We start from the raw sequence: 18,059 nt of genomic DNA on the forward strand, positions 1-18,059 counted from the left end.
TCCATGGCCAACGCACCCATCGTCGGCAACCTGCCGGCCGGCCCGCGCAACGCCATTACCGACGTGGCCGGCGTTACGGTCGGCCACTGCACGCTGGCCGACGGCGCCTGCCAGACCGGCGCGACCGTCATCCTCCCGCACGCGGGGAATGTCTACACCGACAAGGTGCCCGCCGCCGCCACCGTCTTCAATGGCTTCGGCAAGAGCATCGGGCTGGTGCAGGTGGATGAACTTGGCGTGCTGGAGGCGCCCATCGCGCTGACCAATACGTTCTCGGTCGGCGCGCTGGCGCAGGCGCAGATCCGTCACGCGATTGCGTCGAATCCGGAGATCGGCCGCAAGTGGCCCACCGTCAATCCACTGGTGTTCGAGTGCAATGACGGCTATCTGAACGACATCCAGGCGATGGCCGTGCAGGGCGAGCACTACGACGCGGCGCTGGCCGCGGCGGGACTGGACGTCGCCCAAGGGGCGACGGGTGCTGGACGCGGCATGTCGTCGTTCGGTGCGAAGGGCGGCATCGGCACGGCGTCGCGCATGGCCGGCGGCTATACGGTCGGGGCGCTGGTGCTGTCGAATTTCGGCACGCCGGAATCGCTGATCCTGGCCGGACGTCCGCTGGGCGCCGCGCTCGACGCCCGGCTCAAGGCGCTGGCCGAACCCGAGAAAGGCTCGATCATCATGATCGTGGCCACCGATGCCCCGCTGGACGCACGCCAGTTGCGCCGCCTGTCGATGCGCGCCGGTACGGGGTTGGCGCGTACGGGATCGGTCTACGGCCATGGCTCGGGCGACATCGCGCTCGCATTCTCCACGGCCTATACCGTGCCGCATCTGGCTGACGCGCCAATGCCGGCCGTGTCGCTGGTACATGAATCGAAACTGGACCCGCTGTTCCGCGCGGCGGCCGATAGCGTCGAGCAGGCCATCGTCCATGCACTCTGGCACGCCGAAACCGTTCAAGGCCGCGACGGCCACACCCGCGGCGCGCTGCGTGAGCTGCTGCAAGACCTGCTGTAAAGCCTGAATCCATGAAGATCCTGATTTCCGCTGATATCGAAGGCGTTGCCGGCGTATTCCACGCCGAACAGACACGTGCCGGCAATGGCGAATACGAGCGCGCCCGCGCCTGGATGACTGCCGAAGCCAACGCCGCCGTCCAGGGCGCGTTCGCTGGCGGCGCCACCGAAGTCCTGGTCAACGATTCGCACGGCGGCTTTCGGAACCTGCTGCCCGACCAGATCGACCCCCGTGCGCAACTTGTACTGGGCAAGCCCCGCTACCTGAGCATGGTGGCCGGCGTCGAACAGGACTGCGACGGCGTGTTCATGATCGGCTACCACGGCCGCGCCCAGAGCCGCGGCGTGTTGGCCCACACGATCAACAGCGGCGCGTTCGCGCGCGTCTGGTTCAATGGACTGGAGCTGGGCGAAGCGGGCATCTACGCCGCTTTGGCCGGCGAATTCGATGTGCCCGTGCTGATGGCCAGCGGCGACGACGTCTTCATCGCCGAAACCCAACCGCTGATGCCCTGGGTACGCTACGTACAGACCAAGACCGCCGGCGGGCAGGGCAGCGGCACGACCCTGTCACCCGCCGCAGCCCGCGAAGCCATCGCCAAGGCCGCCGAGGCCGTCACCCGCCAGGCCATCGCCCACCCCGAAGCCCGCTGCTTCGAACTGTCCGGCCCGGTCACCTGCCGCCTGCAGACCCAAACCACCGCGCACGCCGACCTGTTCTGCCAATGGCCCACGTTCGAGCGTGTGGACGGCGTGACGCTGTCGTTCACGGCACCGACGGTGCAGGCAGCAGTGCGGATGCTGAATTGCTGCTCGGCGATGGCGTTTATGTTGAAGTAGGGAGGTAATGAGGAAAGTGGGACAATGGCAGCCGATTTCCCCACCTGCACTGCCTCATGACCCCAACCCTGCCCGGGAGCTGGATTCCCGTTCGCAAGGATTTTGTCGATCCGTCCGCCACCCGTTGCCACGCGCGTAGCGCCCTGGGTGGCCGGCACCATGGCTTTCCGGAGGGCCATGGCTGGATCCTGCGTGGTCCCGATGGCCATGAATACCCGTTTGGCCTGGAATGCGCGCGCGCCGCGCTGGCGGTGCCCGGCATGCTCGATCAGGTGCCCGACTACACCGAGCGCGATGCCGTCAAGCGCGTGGATGCGGCGTTTGCCGACGTGCCGCGCCGCAAGCCCACGGCGGCCGAACTGGAACTGCAGCGTCGCAACTTCGCCACGCGATATGTGGTGCTACGCATGGAAAAGGTGGCCGGCGTGCCGCGCGTGCAGCCTACCGTCCGATTTCCCGCGCTGGAAGACCTGTACCAGCAGATCGTTGCCGGGCGGCCGCTGTCGCATGCCCAGGTGCAGCGCGTGCTGGCGATCGAGCGTAGCGCCGCAACGCCGCCAAAGCTCAAGGCGCTGAACCTGCTGGATGTCTACACCGCCCACACCAAGCTGGAATGGCTGACCGCCAGTGCCAATCGCCAGGATCGCATACGTTTTCTGCGTAGCCTGCATGACTGGCTGGCCAGACATCTGGTGCTGTCCGCCGCGCAGATCGAGGCGGCCGGCATCGTCATGCATCCGCACGCGTTCCGCTCGGCGTGGCCGAAGGAAGGCGAACCCGGCGGCCCGGGCGAACTGTTCTGAGGCCATTCTGAGGCCGATCTGAGCCTCGTTCCGGGGCTGGACCGAGCCTCGTCCTGAGCCCGGGTCTGAGCCCCGTTCTGAGCCTCATTCTGGCTCCGCCCGCAGGACGCTGGTATCAGACGGCCGATTGGCGTTACATTGGGCGTACCTTCACCCGGCCCAGGCCATCTGCCCCCATGCCTGCCACCCCGATGTCGCCCGTCGCGCGCCATTTTGCGCGCAGCTACGCCGAAGCCCGCCAGAAGTTTCTTGATGCCGCCCACGGTAGTGGCGCCACGCTGACCGAATTCCCCCATCCAACCCAAATCGGCCGTGACGGCGAGACACTGGCCATGGATGTCGCATGGCTCGGGGCATCCGATGCCACGCACGTGCTGATGGTGACGTCTGGCACGCATGGCGCCGAGGGCTTCTGCGGATCTGGGGCCCAGGTGGCCATGCTGCGGGATACCGGGCTGCACGCCGATTGCCGCCAGGCTGGCTGGGCGTTGATGCTGGTGCACGCGGTGAATCCCTACGGGTTCTCGCACCTGCGCCGCGTCAACGAGGACAACGTCGACCTGAATCGCAATTTCATGGATTTCGACCGGCCGCTGCCGCTGAATCCGGCCTATGCCGAAGTGGCGCCGCTGCTGCTGCCGGCGCAATGGCCGCCGTCCTGCGACGAGCACACGGCGTTGATGAAGACCGTTGCCCAGAAGGGGATGGCCTGGTACCAGACGGCGGTCAGCGCAGGCCAGTACCAGGACGCCGCCGGCATGTTCTTTGGTGGTCAGAAGTCCACGTGGAGTAACTACACGTTGCGGCGCGTCCTGGCCCGGTTTGGGGCGGGCCGCACGGTGCTGCGCTGGATCGATGTGCACACCGGCCTGGGGCCGTGGGGCTATGGCGAACCGATCTACATGGGGCCCGACGCGGCGGAACCCCTGGCCAGGACGCGCGCAATCTGGGGCCGAAGCGTCACATCGATCTACGACGGGTCGTCGACCTCGGCCAACCTGACGGGCCTGGCCTGGCAGGCGGTGCCCCAGACCCTGCCTTCGATCAATTACGCCGGCATCGCGCTCGAATTTGGCACGCTGCCACTGGCCGAAGTGCTGGACGCGTTGCGCGGCGATCACTGGCTGCACGTGCATCCGGAAGCCGACGAAAACCAGCGCGCCCTCATCAAGCAAACGGTATGGAACGCGTTCTATGGCGATACCGACGACTGGCGCGAGGGCGTGGTTGCCCAGGTGACCGATGCTGTGCGCAAGGCCCTGGCCACTGCCGTGTAGCTCCGGCCTGTAGCCGTCGCATCTTTCACCCACCTTTCAGCGCCCATTCGCTGGCGCTGATACCCACTATTGCCGTTACCCTGTTGAAGCCACCGCCGCTGTCGCCTGACAATCGCACGCGGTGCGCGCTGTCGTTCCACGGTTGTCACGTGGTGGCGGTCGCGCGCCCAGACAGTACAGCAAAAACAAAAGGCATCGTTGCCCAGCCCCACATCCTCATCCGCCCCCGGCCGCAGCGGGCGGGCAGTTTCCGTGTGGTCCACGCCGTGGTCCGGCCAGACTGGCCGGCTGGCAGCGTTCGTCCGTCCTGAGAAATTCCCATGCCCAGCTTTAACCCATCGCGCCGTACGTTCCTGAAGACGAGCGTCGTGGCCGGGGTATCGGTTTGCATCGTGCCGCTTGCGGACAAGGCGGCGCTGGCCGCGTTGTTCGAGGACACGCACCTGACGCCGGTGCAAACCGATCCCGCCACCGGCGCGCCGCGATTCCGCATCGACGGCATCGCCAAGGTCACCGGCCAGAAGGTCTTTGCGCGCGACATTCGCGCCAAGGACATGCCGCACTGGCCTGCCCAGCAATCGCACGCGTTCATCGTGCGAGCCACCCAGGCCGACCGCGCCTTCGACGGCATCGACCTGAGCCGGCTTGGCGACGACCTGAAACCCGACGTGGTCGTGACCGCCGCCGAGCTGGAACGTGACGGCGTGAGCTTTCCGAAGTTCTATGGCGACGACATGCTGCTGCCCGTCGGCAAGACCCCGGCCTACCTGGGTCACGCGGTGGCCATCCTGATCTATCACGATTTCGCGCGCTTCCGTTTTGCCAAGGACAAGCTCAAGTTCCAGGACGGCATCGTGCGCTACGGCGCGCAGACCGGTGCGCTCGAACGCGATCCGTGGGGCACGTTCCGCTTCGTGCGCATGGGCGGCGCCACGCCGTTCGACGACGATGTGTTTTCCAGCCTCAAGAACGCGCCGGTCTTTCCGAGCGGCATGCGCAAGCACCTGCCGGTCTGGCCCGATGGCAACGACCACGGCCAGCTGGGCGAGCAGGGCATGGCCCACGCCGGCAAGATCCGCGACGAACTGGCCAGGCCGCCGGCCAACTGGCTGGTGCTCGACCGCGAGTACCACACCCAGTCCATCGACACCGCCGCGCTGGAGGCCGACAACGCCAACTGCTGGTACGACCGCGACAGCCAGACGCTGCATCTGGTCGTGCCGACCCAGTCGCCGTCCGAAGTCGGCGAATCGGCGGCAGAGCTGCTGGCGCGCTGCAAGGCGGCCTTCCCGGTCGCAAAAGTGATCCTTCATCCCACTTACACGGTGGGCTACGGGTCAAAGGACCATTACAACTTTCCGTTCTACGGCCTGGTCACGGCGCTCTACGCAGGCGGCAAGCCGGTGCGGCTGGCCAATGACCGGTACGAGCAGTTCCAGACCTCGATCAAGCGCCATGCGTTCACGATGCGTTATCGCGTCGGCGTGGACCGCGAAACGGGCCTGTTTCAGTCGTTCCAGGGCGACCTGGAATGCAATGGCGGCGGCCGCATGAATTTCTCGCCGTCCGTGGCGATGGTGGGTGCCACGGCGGCGCAGTCGATCTACTACTTCCCGAAGAACGACCTGACGGCGGTGGCCATTGCCTCGCGGGCCATCGACGCCGGCTCGGCACGCGGCTACGGCACGCTGCAGAGCATGGCCGCCACCGAAATGATGGTCGACGAGTTTGCCGAGCAGCTCAAGCTCGACCCGATCGACTTCCGCCTGAAGAACGCGCTGCGCTCGGGCATGAAGAACACCCAGGGCGCAATCCCGGCCGGTGCCATCCGCGTGGACGAGGTGCTGGAAGCCGCGCGCAAGCATCCGCTGTGGACGGGCCGCGCCGCGAAGAAGGCCGCGTACGAGGCCGCCAACCCGGGCCATCGCTATGGCGTGGGCTTTGCCTGCGTGCAGAAGGATTTCGGCACGGGCGCCGAAACCTCGTTCGCCCGCGTGGAAATCGATGCGGACGGCAAGGTTTCGCTTCACCACTCGGGGGCGGAAATCGGCACGGGCATGTCGACGTCGCAGGCCGTGGCCGTGTCGCGCTGGCTGGGGCATGCCGCCACGCAGGTCAATACGTCGGTCACGGACTGGCCTGACCTGCCCGTGGTGACCAGCGGCGACCCGTACCTGATGAGCCAGGCCGAGCAGGACAGGCTGTCGCAGAACCCGCGCTGGTCGCCCGGCTATGCGTCGCCGGCCAGCGCCACGAATTCGGCGTACTACTTCACGCACAGCACGCGCGAAGCGGCGCGCGTGGTGTTCCTGCACGGCCTGTGGCCGGCAGCGATGGCGATCTGGAGCCAGGGCATTGGCGGCGGTCAGGCCACGTCGCTGGTGGTGCGCGTGGAAGATGCGCGCTGGGTGGACGGCAAGCTCAGCGCCGGCGGCCTGCAGGCGCTGCCGTTCGCGCAGATCGTCAAGAAGGCCCACGAACTGGGCCTGGTGACGGGCGCCACGGTGCACGTGTTCAACCGCTGGCAGTGGACCGAGGCCGATTTCGTTGTCAACGGCCAGGCCGTGCGGCTGCCCGTGGACGGGCTGTCGGTGCGGCTGGGTGGTGGCAAGCCGGAAGGGAAAGGGACGACCAACGGCTACGACGTGCTGGATCGCCGCAAGGTTTACATCGCGCCGGTGCAACGCAACAACGCGGCGGTGACGTACTACAGCGCGGTCGGCACGCTGGTGGAACTGTCCGTGCACGAGGCCAGCGGCAAGGTCGGCATCCTGACGCACCACTCGATCATGGAGTGCGGCACGCAGATTTCGCCAGACCTGGTGTCTGGCCAGTTGCAGGGCGGGCTGGCCATGGGCATCGGTCACGCGCTGCACGAATACCTGCCGCTCTACGAGGACGGACCCGGCAACGGCACGTGGAATTTCAACCGCTATCACCTGCCGCGCGCCAGCGACGTGGCCGTGTGGACCCAGACCGGCACGGTGCTGCCGCCGGTCAGCGAGACCGATCCGCCCAAGGGCATTGCCGAGGTGGTGATGATTCCGGTGGTGGGCGCCATCGTCAACGGCATCGCGCATGCGATTGGCCATCGATTCACCGATCTGCCGGTGACACCCGCAAAGATTCAGGAGGTACTGGCATGATCGCCACGCAACCGTTGTCTCTGCATCTCAACGGCAAGGATGTCGGTCCGCTCGACGTGCCGGTCGGCCTGATGATGATCGACTTCCTTCACGAGTACATGAACCTGACCGGCTCGCGGCTGGGCTGCGGCCAGGGCGTCTGTCACGCCTGCGTGGCCATCCTGGACCACCCGGACGGCACCAGCGAGACGATCCGCACCTGCATCACGGGCGCGCACTTCTTCCAGGGGAAAAAGGTGCGCACCGTGGAAGCCCACGGCAAGCGCAATGCGCAGGGCGAGGTGGTAGAGGTCACCCCCGTTCAGCAGGCCTACCTGGACCACTTCAGCTTCCAGTGCGGCTACTGCACGCCGGGCTTCGTCAATGGCGCCACGGTGCTGGTGGAAAGCCTGAAGCGCAAGCCGGTGGCCGAAGCCAAGGTCGAGGCAGCCATCACCCAGGCGCTGGACGGGCATATCTGCCGATGCACGGGCTACGTGCGCTACTACGAGGCGGTCAAGGACGTGGTGATGAACACGCCCGGCTGCGTCGTGAAGGGAAAGGCGGCGTGATGGTGCATCCACGATGGGTTGCCGCGCTGGCGGCATCGGCCACGCTGGCGCTGGCCGGCTGCGGCAGGGGCACGCCCGATATTCCGCCGGCCGCCGACCAGGCGCCGACGACGAAATTGTCCGCCGCCGAACAGATCGAGCGCGGCCGCTACCTGGTGCGGGCGGCCGATTGCGCGGCGTGCCACACGGCGCCCAATGGCGCGCCGTTTGCCGGGGGCTACGAACTGGCCTCGCCGTTCGGCACGTTCTACGGCACCAACATCACGTCGGACAAGGACCACGGCATCGGCAAGTGGAGTGCCGATGACTTCTACAAGGCGCTGCACGATGGCGTGTCGCCGGACAAGCACCTGTATCCGTCCATGCCGTACACGTCGTATCGCGGCCTGTCGCGCGCCGATACCGATGCCATGTACGCGTACCTGATGCAGCAGGTGAAGCCGGCCGCCGTGCCCAACCGGCCGCACGACCTCAGCTTCCCGTACAACATCCGGCTGGCGATGATCGGCTGGAACTGGCTGTTCCTCGACGACAAGCTGCCCGATGCGTCGCAGGGCGAGTCGCCGGCGTGGATTCGCGGCCGCTACCTGAGCAATGCGCTCGGCCACTGCGCCGAATGCCATACGCCAAGGGGCAAGCTCGGGCAGATGGACGGCGCGCGGCCGCTCAAGGGCGAGGCGCTGGCGCGTATCGGCGCCCCCGATATCTCGCCGCAAGGGCTGGCTGCGCGCGGCTGGACCGATGCCGACCTGCAGACGTTCTTCCGCACGGGTATCGCCCCGCAAGGCTCGGCGTTCGGTGAGATGTACCCGGTCGTCCATCTCAGCAGCCAGTACCTGAAGCCAGCCGACGTGGCCGCCATGACCACCTACCTGCTTGGTGACAAGCCGCTGGCGCCGGTGCCGCTCAAGCCCGTCAATGCCGATGCGCAGGTAATGGCCGCGGGCCGCCAGCACTACCTGGCGGTCTGCGCCGGCTGCCATGGCCGCGAAGGCGAGGGCAAGCCGCATGTGGCGGTGGCGATGCTCGGCAATTCGTCGGTGCGTAACGCGGACCCGCGCAACCTGATCGTGTCGATGCTCGACGGCATCGAGCGGCAGGACTTTCCGGGGCTGGAGAGCATGCAGGCGATGCCGGGGTTTGCCACGCGACTCGGTGATGCGGATCTGGCCGCGCTGACCAACTACCTGCGTGCCACCTACGGCGGGCAGCCCGCCGACGTCACCGCCGACAAGGTCAAGGCGCTGCGTGCCAGCGATCCGGCGCACGGGCATTGACGGGTAGCCAGCCGGGCCGCCTCGGCGTCCAGGCTCACGCGTCGGCGTCGCTTTCCTCGATCAGCCATTGACGGAAGGCGCGCGCCGCCGCCGGTTCGGCGCGGTCGCGCGGCCAGACCACGTAGTACCCGCCGCCCAGCGACGCACTGGCGTCGCAGGCGCGCACCAGCAGGCCAGCCGCCAGGCATCGGTCGATCATATGGCGCCACGCCAGCACGATGCCCTGGCCTTCGATGGCCATCTGCACCAGCACCGGATAGGTGTTGGCCACCAGCTCGCGCTCGAAGCGCGTTTCGCGCAGGCCGTTGCGCGCGAACCAGGCCGGCCACGACATCCAGATACGCTGGGCATCCTCCAGCACCAGCAGCGATTCCCTCGGCAGATCCGATACCTTCAGCGTCCGGCCGCCCAGGTATGACGGCGCGCAGACCGGAAAGACTTCCTCGTCATAGAGCCGCTGGGCAGAAATGCCGCTGGGCGCGCCTTCACGCAGGTAATACAGCCCGACATCGAAGTCGGTGCCCGACAGCGACGCCAGGCTGTCGTTGACCACCAGCCGCACGTGGAAGTCCGGATGCCGCGCCCGGAACGCCGCCAGGCGGGGCGTGAGCCAGAGCACGGCCACGCCGGACGAGCACGCCACGGTCAGCTCGACCTGGCCCTTGCGCTTCATCACGTCCTCGGTGGCTTCGGCGCAGCGCACCAGTAGCCGCTGCACCTGTTCGGCGTACTGCTGGCCGCTGACGGTCAGCCGCAGCGCGCGCGGCTCGCGCACGAACAGCTTCTTGCCCAGGAATCGTTCCAGTTGGGCCACCTGACGGCTGATGGCACTTTGCGTGAGATGGAGTTCGGCCGCGGCCTTGGTGAAACTGCCGTGTCGCATTGCGGACTCGAACGCGACCAGACAGGGCAAAGGGGGCAGGGGGGTGATGCGCATGGGGGCTTGTCATTGGGCAGGTGACGATGCCAATGATAGTCGCAAGCCTTGTGCCAGAGGGGAGGTGGAAACGGGAGCATCCCCGTGGTGGTAGCCACGTCGGTGGTGGTCGCCCCTCTCTCAATCATGGGAGAGGGGCTGGGGAGAGGGCGGGTGTCTCAAGATGCGTGGGTCTCGATTTGAACCGCGTGGCCCTCTCCCCCGGCCCCTCTCCCGCAGGCGGGAGAGGGGAGAAAACCGCCGGGGGCTGATGCTGCCTCCCACGTTCATCTATGCGGGAGGGGCGCAAAGCGTGGGCAGATGAAGCGCCGCCTTACGCGTTGTGGATCTTGCCTGCCTGCATCACCAGTTCGATGCGCGACGCCGGGCCGGCCAGTACCTCGATGTCCTGCAGCGGGTCGCCATCGACCACCAGCACGTCGGCGATCGCGCCGGGCTTGACCACGCCCAGTTCGCCGTCGCGCTGCAGGATTTCGGCCGCGATCGACGTGGCCGAGCGCACCGCTTCGGCGTTGCCCAGCAGTTCGGCGCGGATGCGGAATTCCTCGGACTGGTACTGGTGCATCTCGCCCAGCAGGTCGGACCCGAAACCCATCGGCACGCCGGCTTCGGCGTAGATGGCCAGCGAATCGCGGCCGGCCTGGCGCACCGTCTCGATCTTGGCCACGGAGTCGGCCGGCAGGCCCAGGCGCGCGCCGTCGCGGGCCAGGGCGTCGTAGGTGATCAGCGTCGGCACCACGAAGGCGCCGTGCTCGCGCATCACGCGGGCGGCCGCCGCATCCACGAGGTTGCCGTGCTCGATGGTGCGCACGCCGCAGCGGATGGCGCGGGTGATTGCCCGGCCCGTGTAGGCGTGGGCCATCACGTAGGTTTGCGCGGCCTCGGCCTCGGCCACGATGGCGCGGATCTCGTCCTCGCTGTACTGGGTGTTGCCGATGGGGTCGGTGGGCGATGCCACGCCGCCCGACGCCATGATCTTGATCTGCGTGGCGCCTTTCTGGATTTCCTCGCGCACGGCCAGGCGCACGGCGTCCACGCCGTCGGCCACGCGGGCGATGGCACCGGCCCGGAAGGCGCAGGAGCACGGCTCCAGCGTGTCCGAGCGCGGCCGGAAGTCGCCGTGTCCGCCGGTCTGCGACAGCGCCTTGCCCGACGGGAAGATGCGCGGGCCGGGGATCAGGCCCGTGGCCACGGCCTGCGACAGGCCCCAGTCGGCGCCGCCGGCATCGCGCACCGTGGTGAAGCCGCGTTCCAGCATGCCGCGCATGATCGGCATGGCGCGGAACGCCACCAGCACGTTGGGCTGCACCGCGTTCAGGCCCAGGTTGGCCAGCGACGCCAGCACGTGCACGTGCAGGTCGATCAGGCCCGGCATCACGGTCTTGCCGGTCACGTCGATGACGCGGGCCTGGGGCGCGTGGATCGGCGTGGCGCTGACGTCGACAATGCGCTCGCCGTCGATCAGTACATCATGGCGCGGCAGCAGGGCGCCGCGAACGGGGTCGAGGACGTTGCCGCCCTGAAGCAGAATCTGGGTCATCTTGGCTTGCGTATTGACTTCTGATTACTTCGATTGCAGGTAGGCGGGTTCGCGCACCAGGCGCGTGCCGCAGAAGCTGATGGCCGCCGCGATCATCACGTAGATGGCCGGGGCCATGGTGCTGCCCGTGCTGGCGATCAGCCACGTGATGAAGAACGAGGCAAAGCCGCCGAAGATCGTCACGGCCAGGTTGTAGGCCACCGACAGTCCGGTGGACAGCACCTTGGCCGGGAACATTTCGGCAAACGCGGCCAGGATCGGGCCCGTGTAGGCGGCAATCAGCACGCCGAACACGACCTGGAACACCAGCAGCGAACCCAGGCCCGGCGCGTGGTTGATGTAGGCGAACATCGGCCAGGCCAGCACGAAGATCAGCGCGGCGGCGCCCGACAGCAGGCCGCGGCGGCCCACGCGGTCGGCCATCATGCCGACGATGGGCGCGAACACCATGATCGCCATGCCGCCGGCCATGCCGGCGACGAAGCCGGTGGACTGCGGCACCTTAAGCACCTTGACGGCGTAGGTCGGCATGTAGAACAGCAGCACGTAGGTGCACACCGTCCAGAGGATCACCATCGAGAAGCTGGCGGCGGTCTGGCGCGGGTAGTCGCGCAGCACCTCGGTCAACGGCGAGTCGGTCTTGTCGGTGGTGGCCTGGAAGGTGGGGGTCTCTTCAAGGTTGTGACGGATATAGAAGCCGACCGGGCCGATGATCATGCCGATCAGGAACGGCAGGCGCCAGCCCCAGCTGTTGAGGGCCTCGGGGCTCAGCGTGGCGGTGACGAAGGTGCCCACGGCGGCACCCAGCAGCACGGCCACGCCGATGCTGGCCTGGATCCAGCTCGAATAGTAGGCTCGCTGGCGCTCGGGTGCGTACTCGGTCAGGAAGGCGGTGGCGCCGCCCATCTCGCCGCCGGCGGAGAAACCCTGCATCAGGCGCGCGATGACGATCAGCATCGGGGCAAACACGCCGATCTGGTCGTAGGTGGGCGCGATGCCGATCAGCGTGGTGCCGGCGGCCATCAGCAGGATGGTCAGCGACAGCGCCGCCTTGCGGCCCACGCGGTCGGCGTAGACGCCCAGGATGATGCCGCCCACGGGCCGCATGAAGAAGCCCACGCCGAACGTGGCCACGGCCAGCAGCAGCGACGACAGGTCGTTTCCGGTGGGGAAGAACAGTTTGGCGATGATCACGGCGAAGAAGCTGTACACCGTGAAGTCGAACCATTCGAGGCCGTTGCCGATCACCGTGGCGATGATGGCGCGGCGGCGTTGACTGGCCCCGATCTGGGGCGCGGTCTCCGCAAAGGCGGGGGCGCTGGCTTGCATGTCTCTCTCTCCCTGTTTGGCAGAACGCTGGGAAGCCCTTTTATGACAGGCTCTGGCCGATGGTAGGGGCGTCGCGGTGAGCGGAGAAACGATATCTGCGCATGCAGGCATGACGCCAGCGCATGCGTGGCCTGCGCTGGCGTCGGGCTAGGCGGCGCCGTTGACGCGCGTCAGCGCACCCGTCACGCCATGCGCGCACAGCAATTCCAGCTGCGCGGCCACCGTATCGACAAAGACGGCCGACTGCGCCAGGTCGCCAAACACGGGGGTAAAGCCGGCGATGGTCCGCACGCGCGCCTGCTCGCGTGTGCGGGCATCGAACAGTTTTTCGGTCTGGCGGGCGGCGTCGGCCATCACGGCGGCCATCGGCTGCGCCAGCGGGTCTTCGATCGGGAAGGCATTGCCGGCTTCGTCGTAGCCGCGCAGGAAGTGCAGCCACGCGGCCACGCCCAGCGCCAGGCGCGCAAACGGCTGGCCGGCGGCGATGCGGTCGCGGATCGGCGCCAGCAGCCGCTGCGGAATCTTCTGCGATCCATCCATGGCGATCTGGCGCGTGCGATGCCCCAGCGCCGGATTGGTAAAGCGCGGCAGCAGGCTGGCGCGATAGGCGTCCACGTCGAGCCCCGGCAACGGCGGCAGCGTGGGCTGTGTTTCGCGTGCCATGGCGTCCGAGATGAACGTGTGCACGGCGGGCTGGGCGATCACGCGGTCGGTGGTGGCCCAGCCGGCCAGCACGCCCATGTACGCCATCATCGACTGGCTGCCATTGACCAGCCGGTGCTTGAGTACCTCGAACGGCCGGGCGTCGGCCACGAACTGCGCGCCGCCGGCTTCCCATTGGGGGCGGCCCGCCGCGAAGCGGTCCTCGATCACCCACTGGAAGAATGGCTCGCCCACCACGGGCCACGCGTCGTACAGGCCCAGCGCCGACGACACGTGCGCCACGTCGTCGATGGTGGTCTTGGGCACGATGCGGTCGACCATCGTGTTGGGGAAGGTGCAGCGCGCCGCCACCCAGTCATGCAGCGCCGGATCGATCTCGGCGCAGAACGCCAGCAGCACGCGGCGCAGGGTATCGCCGTTGCTGGCCAGGTTGTCGCACGACAGCAGCGTGACCGGCCCCAGGCCACGCTGCATGCGCCGCTGCAGGCCCAGCGCCAGGTAGCCGATGGCGGTCACGGGGTGCGACACGGCGGACAGGTCCTCGATGATGTCGCGGTCGGCGCGGTTCAGTTCGCCCGTGGCGGGGTCGTGGCAATAGCCTTTCTCGGTGACGGTCAGGCTGACGATGTGCGTGTCGCGGTGGGCAATGCGGTCGAGCACGATCTCCGGGTCTTCCTCGGCCACCAGCACGCCCAGCACGGCACCGATGACCTGCAGCGTTTCGGCGGTGGCGCTGCGCAAGGCCAGCGTGTACAGGCCTTCCTGCGGCTTGAGCGCGTCGCGCGTGTCGGGCCTGCGCAGCGACACGCCGATGATGCCCCAGTGCAGGCCGTCGCCGCCCATGGCCTCGATGGCGGCTTCGGTGATCTCCGCCTGGTGGCCGCGATGGAAGGCGCCAATCCCCAGGTGGACGATGCCGGCGCGCAGGTCGTCGCGCGCATAGCCGGGACGCCGCACGTCGGGCGGCAGCGCGCCGAGCCGGGCAGGATGCAGACGCGGCAACTGTTCGATATCGCTCATCGTGGTCTCCTTGTCAGGCGTTCGGGTCAACGTGCAACGGTCGATCGTCGGCGGTCACGCTACCAGTGCCACAGCGTGCCATCGTGCGCCAGCCGGTTCACCGGCAGGTAGGCGCGCTGGTACGGGTACTTCGCGGCCAGTGCCTCGTCGATGTCCACGCCGTGGCCCGGTGCATCGCCCGGGTACATCATGCCGTCCTGAAACGTGTACGCATGCGGGAATACGGCGTCGGTCTCCTCGGTGTGGCGCATGTATTCCTGGATGCCGAAGTTCGGCACCCAGATATCGAAATGCAGCGCCGCTCCCATGCAGGCCGGGGACAGGTCCGTGGCGCCATGGCAGCCCGTGCGCACCTGATGCAGCGCCGCGAAGTCGGCAATACGGCGCAAATGGGTGATGCCGCCGGCATGCACCACCGTGGCTCGAATATAGTCGATCAGCTGTTCCTCCAGCAGGGCCTTGCAGTCCCAGATGCTGTTGAAGATCTCGCCCACGGCCAGCGGCGTGACCGTGTGCTGCCGGATCAGGCGGAAGGCGCGCTGGTCTTCGGCGGGCGTGGCGTCTTCCATCCAGAACAGCCGGAACGGCTCCAGCGACTTGCCCAGCCGGCCAGCCTCGATGGGCGTCAGCCGGTGATGCACGTCGTGCAGCAGGTGGATGTCGGGGCCGACCGCCTCGCGCACCTTGTCGAACAGCTTCGGGGTGTGGTCCAGATAGCGCTCGGTGCTCCAGTCGTGTTCCGAGGGCAGGTTGGCGTCGGCCGGCTCGTAGAACAGCCGGTCGCGCGACACGCCGTAGACCTTGTTCAGCCCCGGCACGCCGGACTGCGCGCGAATCGCCTTGTAGCCCATTTCCTTGTAGCGCAGCACCTCTTCCACGGTGTGGCCGATGTCGCTGCCGTTGGCGTGCCCGTAGACCATCACCCCGGTGCGGCTCTTGCCGCCCAGCAGCTGGTACAGCGGCAGGTTGGCCGCCTTGGCCTTGATGTCCCACAGCGCCGTGTCCACGGCGGCAATCGCACTCATCGTCACCGGGCCGCGCCGCCAGTAGGCGCCACGGTACAGGTACTGCCAGATGTCCTCGATCTGGTGCGCGTCGCGGCCGATCAGGCACGGGACGACGTGGTCTTCCAGATAGCTGACCACGGCCAGCTCGCGGCCGTTGAGTGTGGCGTCGCCGATTCCGGTCAGCCCTTCGTCGGTTTCGATCTTGAGCGTGACGAAGTTGCGTCCCGGGCAGCAGACGATAACGCGTGCGTTGGTGATCTTCATGCAGGTCTCCGGCAGTGCGGTGGTGGGTTACATCACGGCGCCAAGCGCCCAGGGCACGAATTCGTTCTGGCCGTAGCCATGCTGCTCGCTGCGGGTGCGGCGGCCCGAGGCCGTTTCCAGCATCAGCCGGAAGATGGCCGCGCCCTTGTCGGCGATGGTCGATTCGCCGTCCAGGATGTCGCCGCAGTTGATGTCGATGTCCTCCGACTGGCGCTGCCACAGCGCGTTATTGGTGGACAGCTTCAGCGACGGCGACGGCGCGCAGCCATAGGCCGACCCCCGGCCCGTGGTGAAGCAGATCAGGTTGGCGCCGCCCGCCACCTGGCCCGTGGCCGATACGGGGTCGTAGCCGGGGGTGTCCATGAAGACCAGGCCGTGCGCGCGCACGGATTCGGCGAATTCGTAGACATCCACCAGGTTGGTGGTGCCGCTCTTGGCCACGGCGCCCAACGATTTTTCCAGGATGGTGGTCAGCCCTCCGGCCTTGTTGCCGGCGGACGGGTTGTTGTCCATGCTGCCGGCATTGCGCGCGGTGTAGGCCTCCCACCAGCGGATGCGGGCGATCAGGCGGTCGGCCACCGCCGGCGAGACGGCCCGGCGCGTCAGCAGGTGCTCGGCGCCGTAGATCTCGGGCGTTTCCGACAGGATCGCCGTGCCGCCCTGCGCCACGAGCAGGTCCACCGCCGCGCCCAGCGCCGGATTGGCCGTGATGCCCGAATAGCCGTCGGACCCGCCGCACTGCAGCCCCACCATCAGGTGGCTGGCCGGCACCGGCTGGCGCCTGACGCGGTTGGCGTCTTCCAGCAGCGCCTGCACCACGCCCACGCCGCGCGCCACGGTCCTGGCCGTGCCGCCGGTGTCCTGAATATTGAAGCTGTGAAAGCGCGGCCCGTCGGCCAGCGCCGACAGGCCCGGCTCGGCCAGCAGTCCATCGATCTGGTTGGTCTCGCAGCCCAGGCCCACCACCAGCACCGCCGCAAAGTTCGGATGCCTGGCGTAGCCGGCCAGTGTGCGGCGCAGCACGCGCAGGTTCTCGCCGTCGCTGTCGGTGGCGCAGCCCGCGCCGTGCGTCAGCGCCACCACGCCATCCACATTGGGATAGGGCGCCAGCGCCTCGGGGTGGATCTCGCGCCGGAAGTGGTCGGCAATGGCCCGCGCCACGGTGGCCGAACAGTTCACCGAGGTCAGGATGCCGATGTAGTTGCGCGTGGCGATGCGGCCATCGGCGCGCACGATGCCGTCGAACGTGGCCGGGGCGGTGGCCATCGCGGTGTCATGGGCGTCGCTGCCGGCCGCGTAGTCGCGCGCGAAATCGCCCATGGCCAGGTTGTGGGTATGCACATGCTGGCCGGGCGCGATGGCCTGGCGCGCGAAGCCGATGATCTGGTTGTAGCGCCGCACGGGCGCGCCTTCGGCAATGGCGCGCACGGCCACCTTGTGGCCCGGCGGCACCAGGCTGGCCACGGTGACGCCTTCCTGGTGCAGCACCGTGCCGGGCAGCAGCTGGCGGCACGCGATGACGATATCGTCGGCGGGATGGATCCGGATGACAGCCGGTGCGGACATGCGTGCGCCTCCAGTGGGTCAGTTGGACCAGCCGCCGTCGATGACCTGGGCGGTGCCGGTGGTGAAGGCCGATTCGTCCGACGCCAGATACACGGCCAGCGCGGCGATCTCGGCGGCGGTGCCGATGCGGCCCATCGGCTGGCGGGCGATGAAATCGGCTTCCACCTGGGCCAGCGAGCGGCCGCTGGCGGTGGCCTGGTTGCCGATGCGCTGGCGCAGCGATGGCGATTCCACGGTACCGGGGCAGATCGCATTGCAGCGGATGCCGCGCGTGATGTAGTCGGCGGCCACGGCCTTGGTCATGCCGATCACGGCCGCCTTGGAGGCGCCGTAGACAAAGCGGTTCGGCGCCCCCTTGATGCTGCCGGCCACCGAGGCCATGTTGATGATCGAGCCGCTGCCCGCGTCGAGCATGGCCGGCAGGAACGCGCGCATCATCCGATACATGGCGCGGACGTTCAGGTTGATCGAGAAATCGAAGGCGGCGTCGTCGCAATCCAGGATGGTGCCGTGGTGCACGAAGCCGGCCCCGTTGAACAGCACGTGGATGCGGCCGATCTCGCGCGCCGCGGCGTCGACAGCCGCGCCATCGGTCACGTCGAGCCGCAGCGTCCGGCAGCCGGGCAGGGCAGACAGCCCCGCCAGCGTTTCGGGGTTGATGTCGGCGGCGATGACCTGGGCGCCTTCGCGCAGGAACGCTTCGGCCGTGGCCCGGCCAATGCCCTGTCCGGCGGCCGTTACCAGCGCGATCTTGCCGGCGAGTCGTTGCGACATGGATGGCTCCTTATCGGTTCAAGCGGGGTTTGTGTAGTCAGTCGGG

The 18,059-nt window shown here is 67.8% G+C and carries 14 protein-coding genes; 7 read left to right on the forward strand and 7 right to left on the reverse strand.

Going from position 1 to position 18,059, the window contains the following annotated elements:
• Positions 1-3: 3 nt before the first annotated feature.
• From CYJ10_RS25085 to CYJ10_RS25115, 7 genes are all read left to right on the forward strand, one after another.
• Entirely contained in the window at positions 4-1,020 is a 1,017-nt protein-coding gene (locus CYJ10_RS25085) for a DmpA family aminopeptidase (protein ID WP_101684158.1), read from the forward strand.
• 11 nt (positions 1,021-1,031) lie between these two features.
• On the forward strand, positions 1,032-1,859 hold the full coding sequence (locus CYJ10_RS25090; RefSeq protein WP_101684159.1) for a M55 family metallopeptidase: 828 nt from the start codon (positions 1,032-1,034) through the stop codon (positions 1,857-1,859).
• Positions 1,860-1,915: 56 nt separating this feature from the next.
• Positions 1,916-2,662, forward strand: a complete 747-nt coding sequence (locus CYJ10_RS25095) for a hypothetical protein (protein ID WP_101684160.1) — start codon at positions 1,916-1,918, stop codon at positions 2,660-2,662.
• 176 nt (positions 2,663-2,838) lie between these two features.
• Positions 2,839-3,939, forward strand: a complete 1,101-nt coding sequence (locus tag CYJ10_RS25100; protein ID WP_257993521.1) for a M14 family metallopeptidase — start codon at positions 2,839-2,841, stop codon at positions 3,937-3,939.
• Positions 3,940-4,259: 320 nt separating this feature from the next.
• Entirely contained in the window at positions 4,260-7,085 is a 2,826-nt protein-coding gene (locus tag CYJ10_RS25105) for a xanthine dehydrogenase family protein molybdopterin-binding subunit (RefSeq protein ID WP_101684162.1), read from the forward strand.
• Positions 7,082-7,636 (forward strand): (2Fe-2S)-binding protein, encoded by a 555-nt coding sequence (locus tag CYJ10_RS25110; protein ID WP_101684163.1) that lies wholly within the window; start codon positions 7,082-7,084, stop codon positions 7,634-7,636. Before CYJ10_RS25105 ends, CYJ10_RS25110 begins: the two co-directional genes overlap by 4 nt.
• Positions 7,636-8,913: a c-type cytochrome gene (locus CYJ10_RS25115; RefSeq protein ID WP_101684164.1), complete on the forward strand. Its 1,278-nt coding sequence runs from the start codon at positions 7,636-7,638 to the stop codon at positions 8,911-8,913. The genes CYJ10_RS25110 and CYJ10_RS25115 overlap by 1 nt, the downstream gene beginning before the upstream one ends.
• A 34-nt stretch (positions 8,914-8,947) precedes the next feature.
• Here the strand turns inward: CYJ10_RS25115 and CYJ10_RS25120 are convergent, their stop codons facing one another.
• From CYJ10_RS25120 to CYJ10_RS25150, 7 genes are all read right to left on the reverse strand, one after another.
• Positions 8,948-9,850 (reverse strand): LysR substrate-binding domain-containing protein, encoded by a 903-nt coding sequence (locus CYJ10_RS25120; protein WP_101684165.1) that lies wholly within the window; start codon positions 9,848-9,850, stop codon positions 8,948-8,950.
• A 313-nt stretch (positions 9,851-10,163) separates the two neighbouring features.
• Positions 10,164-11,390, reverse strand: a complete 1,227-nt coding sequence (locus CYJ10_RS25125) for a metal-dependent hydrolase family protein (protein ID WP_101684166.1) — start codon at positions 11,388-11,390, stop codon at positions 10,164-10,166.
• Between the two features lie 24 nt (positions 11,391-11,414).
• On the reverse strand, positions 11,415-12,719 hold the full coding sequence (locus tag CYJ10_RS25130; protein ID WP_101684167.1) for an MFS transporter: 1,305 nt from the start codon (positions 12,717-12,719) through the stop codon (positions 11,415-11,417).
• 147 nt (positions 12,720-12,866) lie between these two features.
• Positions 12,867-14,402: a mannitol dehydrogenase family protein gene (locus CYJ10_RS25135; protein WP_101684168.1), complete on the reverse strand. Its 1,536-nt coding sequence runs from the start codon at positions 14,400-14,402 to the stop codon at positions 12,867-12,869.
• A gap of 59 nt (positions 14,403-14,461) precedes the next feature.
• Positions 14,462-15,673 carry a D-mannonate dehydratase ManD gene (manD, locus tag CYJ10_RS25140; RefSeq protein WP_101684169.1) on the reverse strand — a complete coding sequence of 404 codons (1,212 nt, stop codon included), beginning with the start codon at positions 15,671-15,673 and terminating at the stop codon, positions 14,462-14,464.
• Between the two features lie 27 nt (positions 15,674-15,700).
• Positions 15,701-17,239 carry a UxaA family hydrolase gene (locus tag CYJ10_RS25145; RefSeq protein WP_101684170.1) on the reverse strand — a complete coding sequence of 513 codons (1,539 nt, stop codon included), beginning with the start codon at positions 17,237-17,239 and terminating at the stop codon, positions 15,701-15,703.
• Between the two features lie 18 nt (positions 17,240-17,257).
• The gene (locus CYJ10_RS25150) at positions 17,258-18,013 is read right to left on the reverse strand and encodes an SDR family oxidoreductase (RefSeq protein ID WP_101684171.1); all 756 of its coding nucleotides are present in this window, start codon (positions 18,011-18,013) and stop codon (positions 17,258-17,260) included.
• Positions 18,014-18,059 lie beyond the last annotated feature (46 nt).

It is taken from the genome of Cupriavidus pauculus, from assembly GCF_002858765.1.
GTDB lineage: Bacteria > Pseudomonadota > Gammaproteobacteria > Burkholderiales > Burkholderiaceae > Cupriavidus > Cupriavidus pauculus_B.

Bases quoted from the DNA above. Each gene is read 5' to 3' on its own strand.
- manD (WP_101684169.1), bottom strand. From the start codon at position 15,673: ATGAAGATCACCAACGCACGCGTTATCGTCTGCTGCCCGGGACGCAAC.
- CYJ10_RS25145 (WP_101684170.1), bottom strand. From the start codon at position 17,239: ATGTCCGCACCGGCTGTCATCCGGATCCATCCCGCCGACGATATCGTC.
- CYJ10_RS25125 (WP_101684166.1), bottom strand. From the start codon at position 11,390: ATGACCCAGATTCTGCTTCAGGGCGGCAACGTCCTCGACCCCGTTCGC.
- CYJ10_RS25130 (WP_101684167.1), bottom strand. From the start codon at position 12,719: ATGCAAGCCAGCGCCCCCGCCTTTGCGGAGACCGCGCCCCAGATCGGG.
- CYJ10_RS25110 (WP_101684163.1), top strand. From the start codon at position 7,082: ATGATCGCCACGCAACCGTTGTCTCTGCATCTCAACGGCAAGGATGTC.
- CYJ10_RS25115 (WP_101684164.1), top strand. From the start codon at position 7,636: ATGGTGCATCCACGATGGGTTGCCGCGCTGGCGGCATCGGCCACGCTG.
- CYJ10_RS25135 (WP_101684168.1), bottom strand. From the start codon at position 14,402: ATGAGCGATATCGAACAGTTGCCGCGTCTGCATCCTGCCCGGCTCGGC.
- CYJ10_RS25095 (WP_101684160.1), top strand. From the start codon at position 1,916: ATGACCCCAACCCTGCCCGGGAGCTGGATTCCCGTTCGCAAGGATTTT.
- CYJ10_RS25120 (WP_101684165.1), bottom strand. From the start codon at position 9,850: ATGCGCATCACCCCCCTGCCCCCTTTGCCCTGTCTGGTCGCGTTCGAG.
- CYJ10_RS25105 (WP_101684162.1), top strand. From the start codon at position 4,260: ATGCCCAGCTTTAACCCATCGCGCCGTACGTTCCTGAAGACGAGCGTC.
- CYJ10_RS25150 (WP_101684171.1), bottom strand. From the start codon at position 18,013: ATGTCGCAACGACTCGCCGGCAAGATCGCGCTGGTAACGGCCGCCGGA.
- CYJ10_RS25085 (WP_101684158.1), top strand. From the start codon at position 4: ATGGCCAACGCACCCATCGTCGGCAACCTGCCGGCCGGCCCGCGCAAC.
- CYJ10_RS25090 (WP_101684159.1), top strand. From the start codon at position 1,032: ATGAAGATCCTGATTTCCGCTGATATCGAAGGCGTTGCCGGCGTATTC.
- CYJ10_RS25100 (WP_257993521.1), top strand. From the start codon at position 2,839: ATGCCTGCCACCCCGATGTCGCCCGTCGCGCGCCATTTTGCGCGCAGC.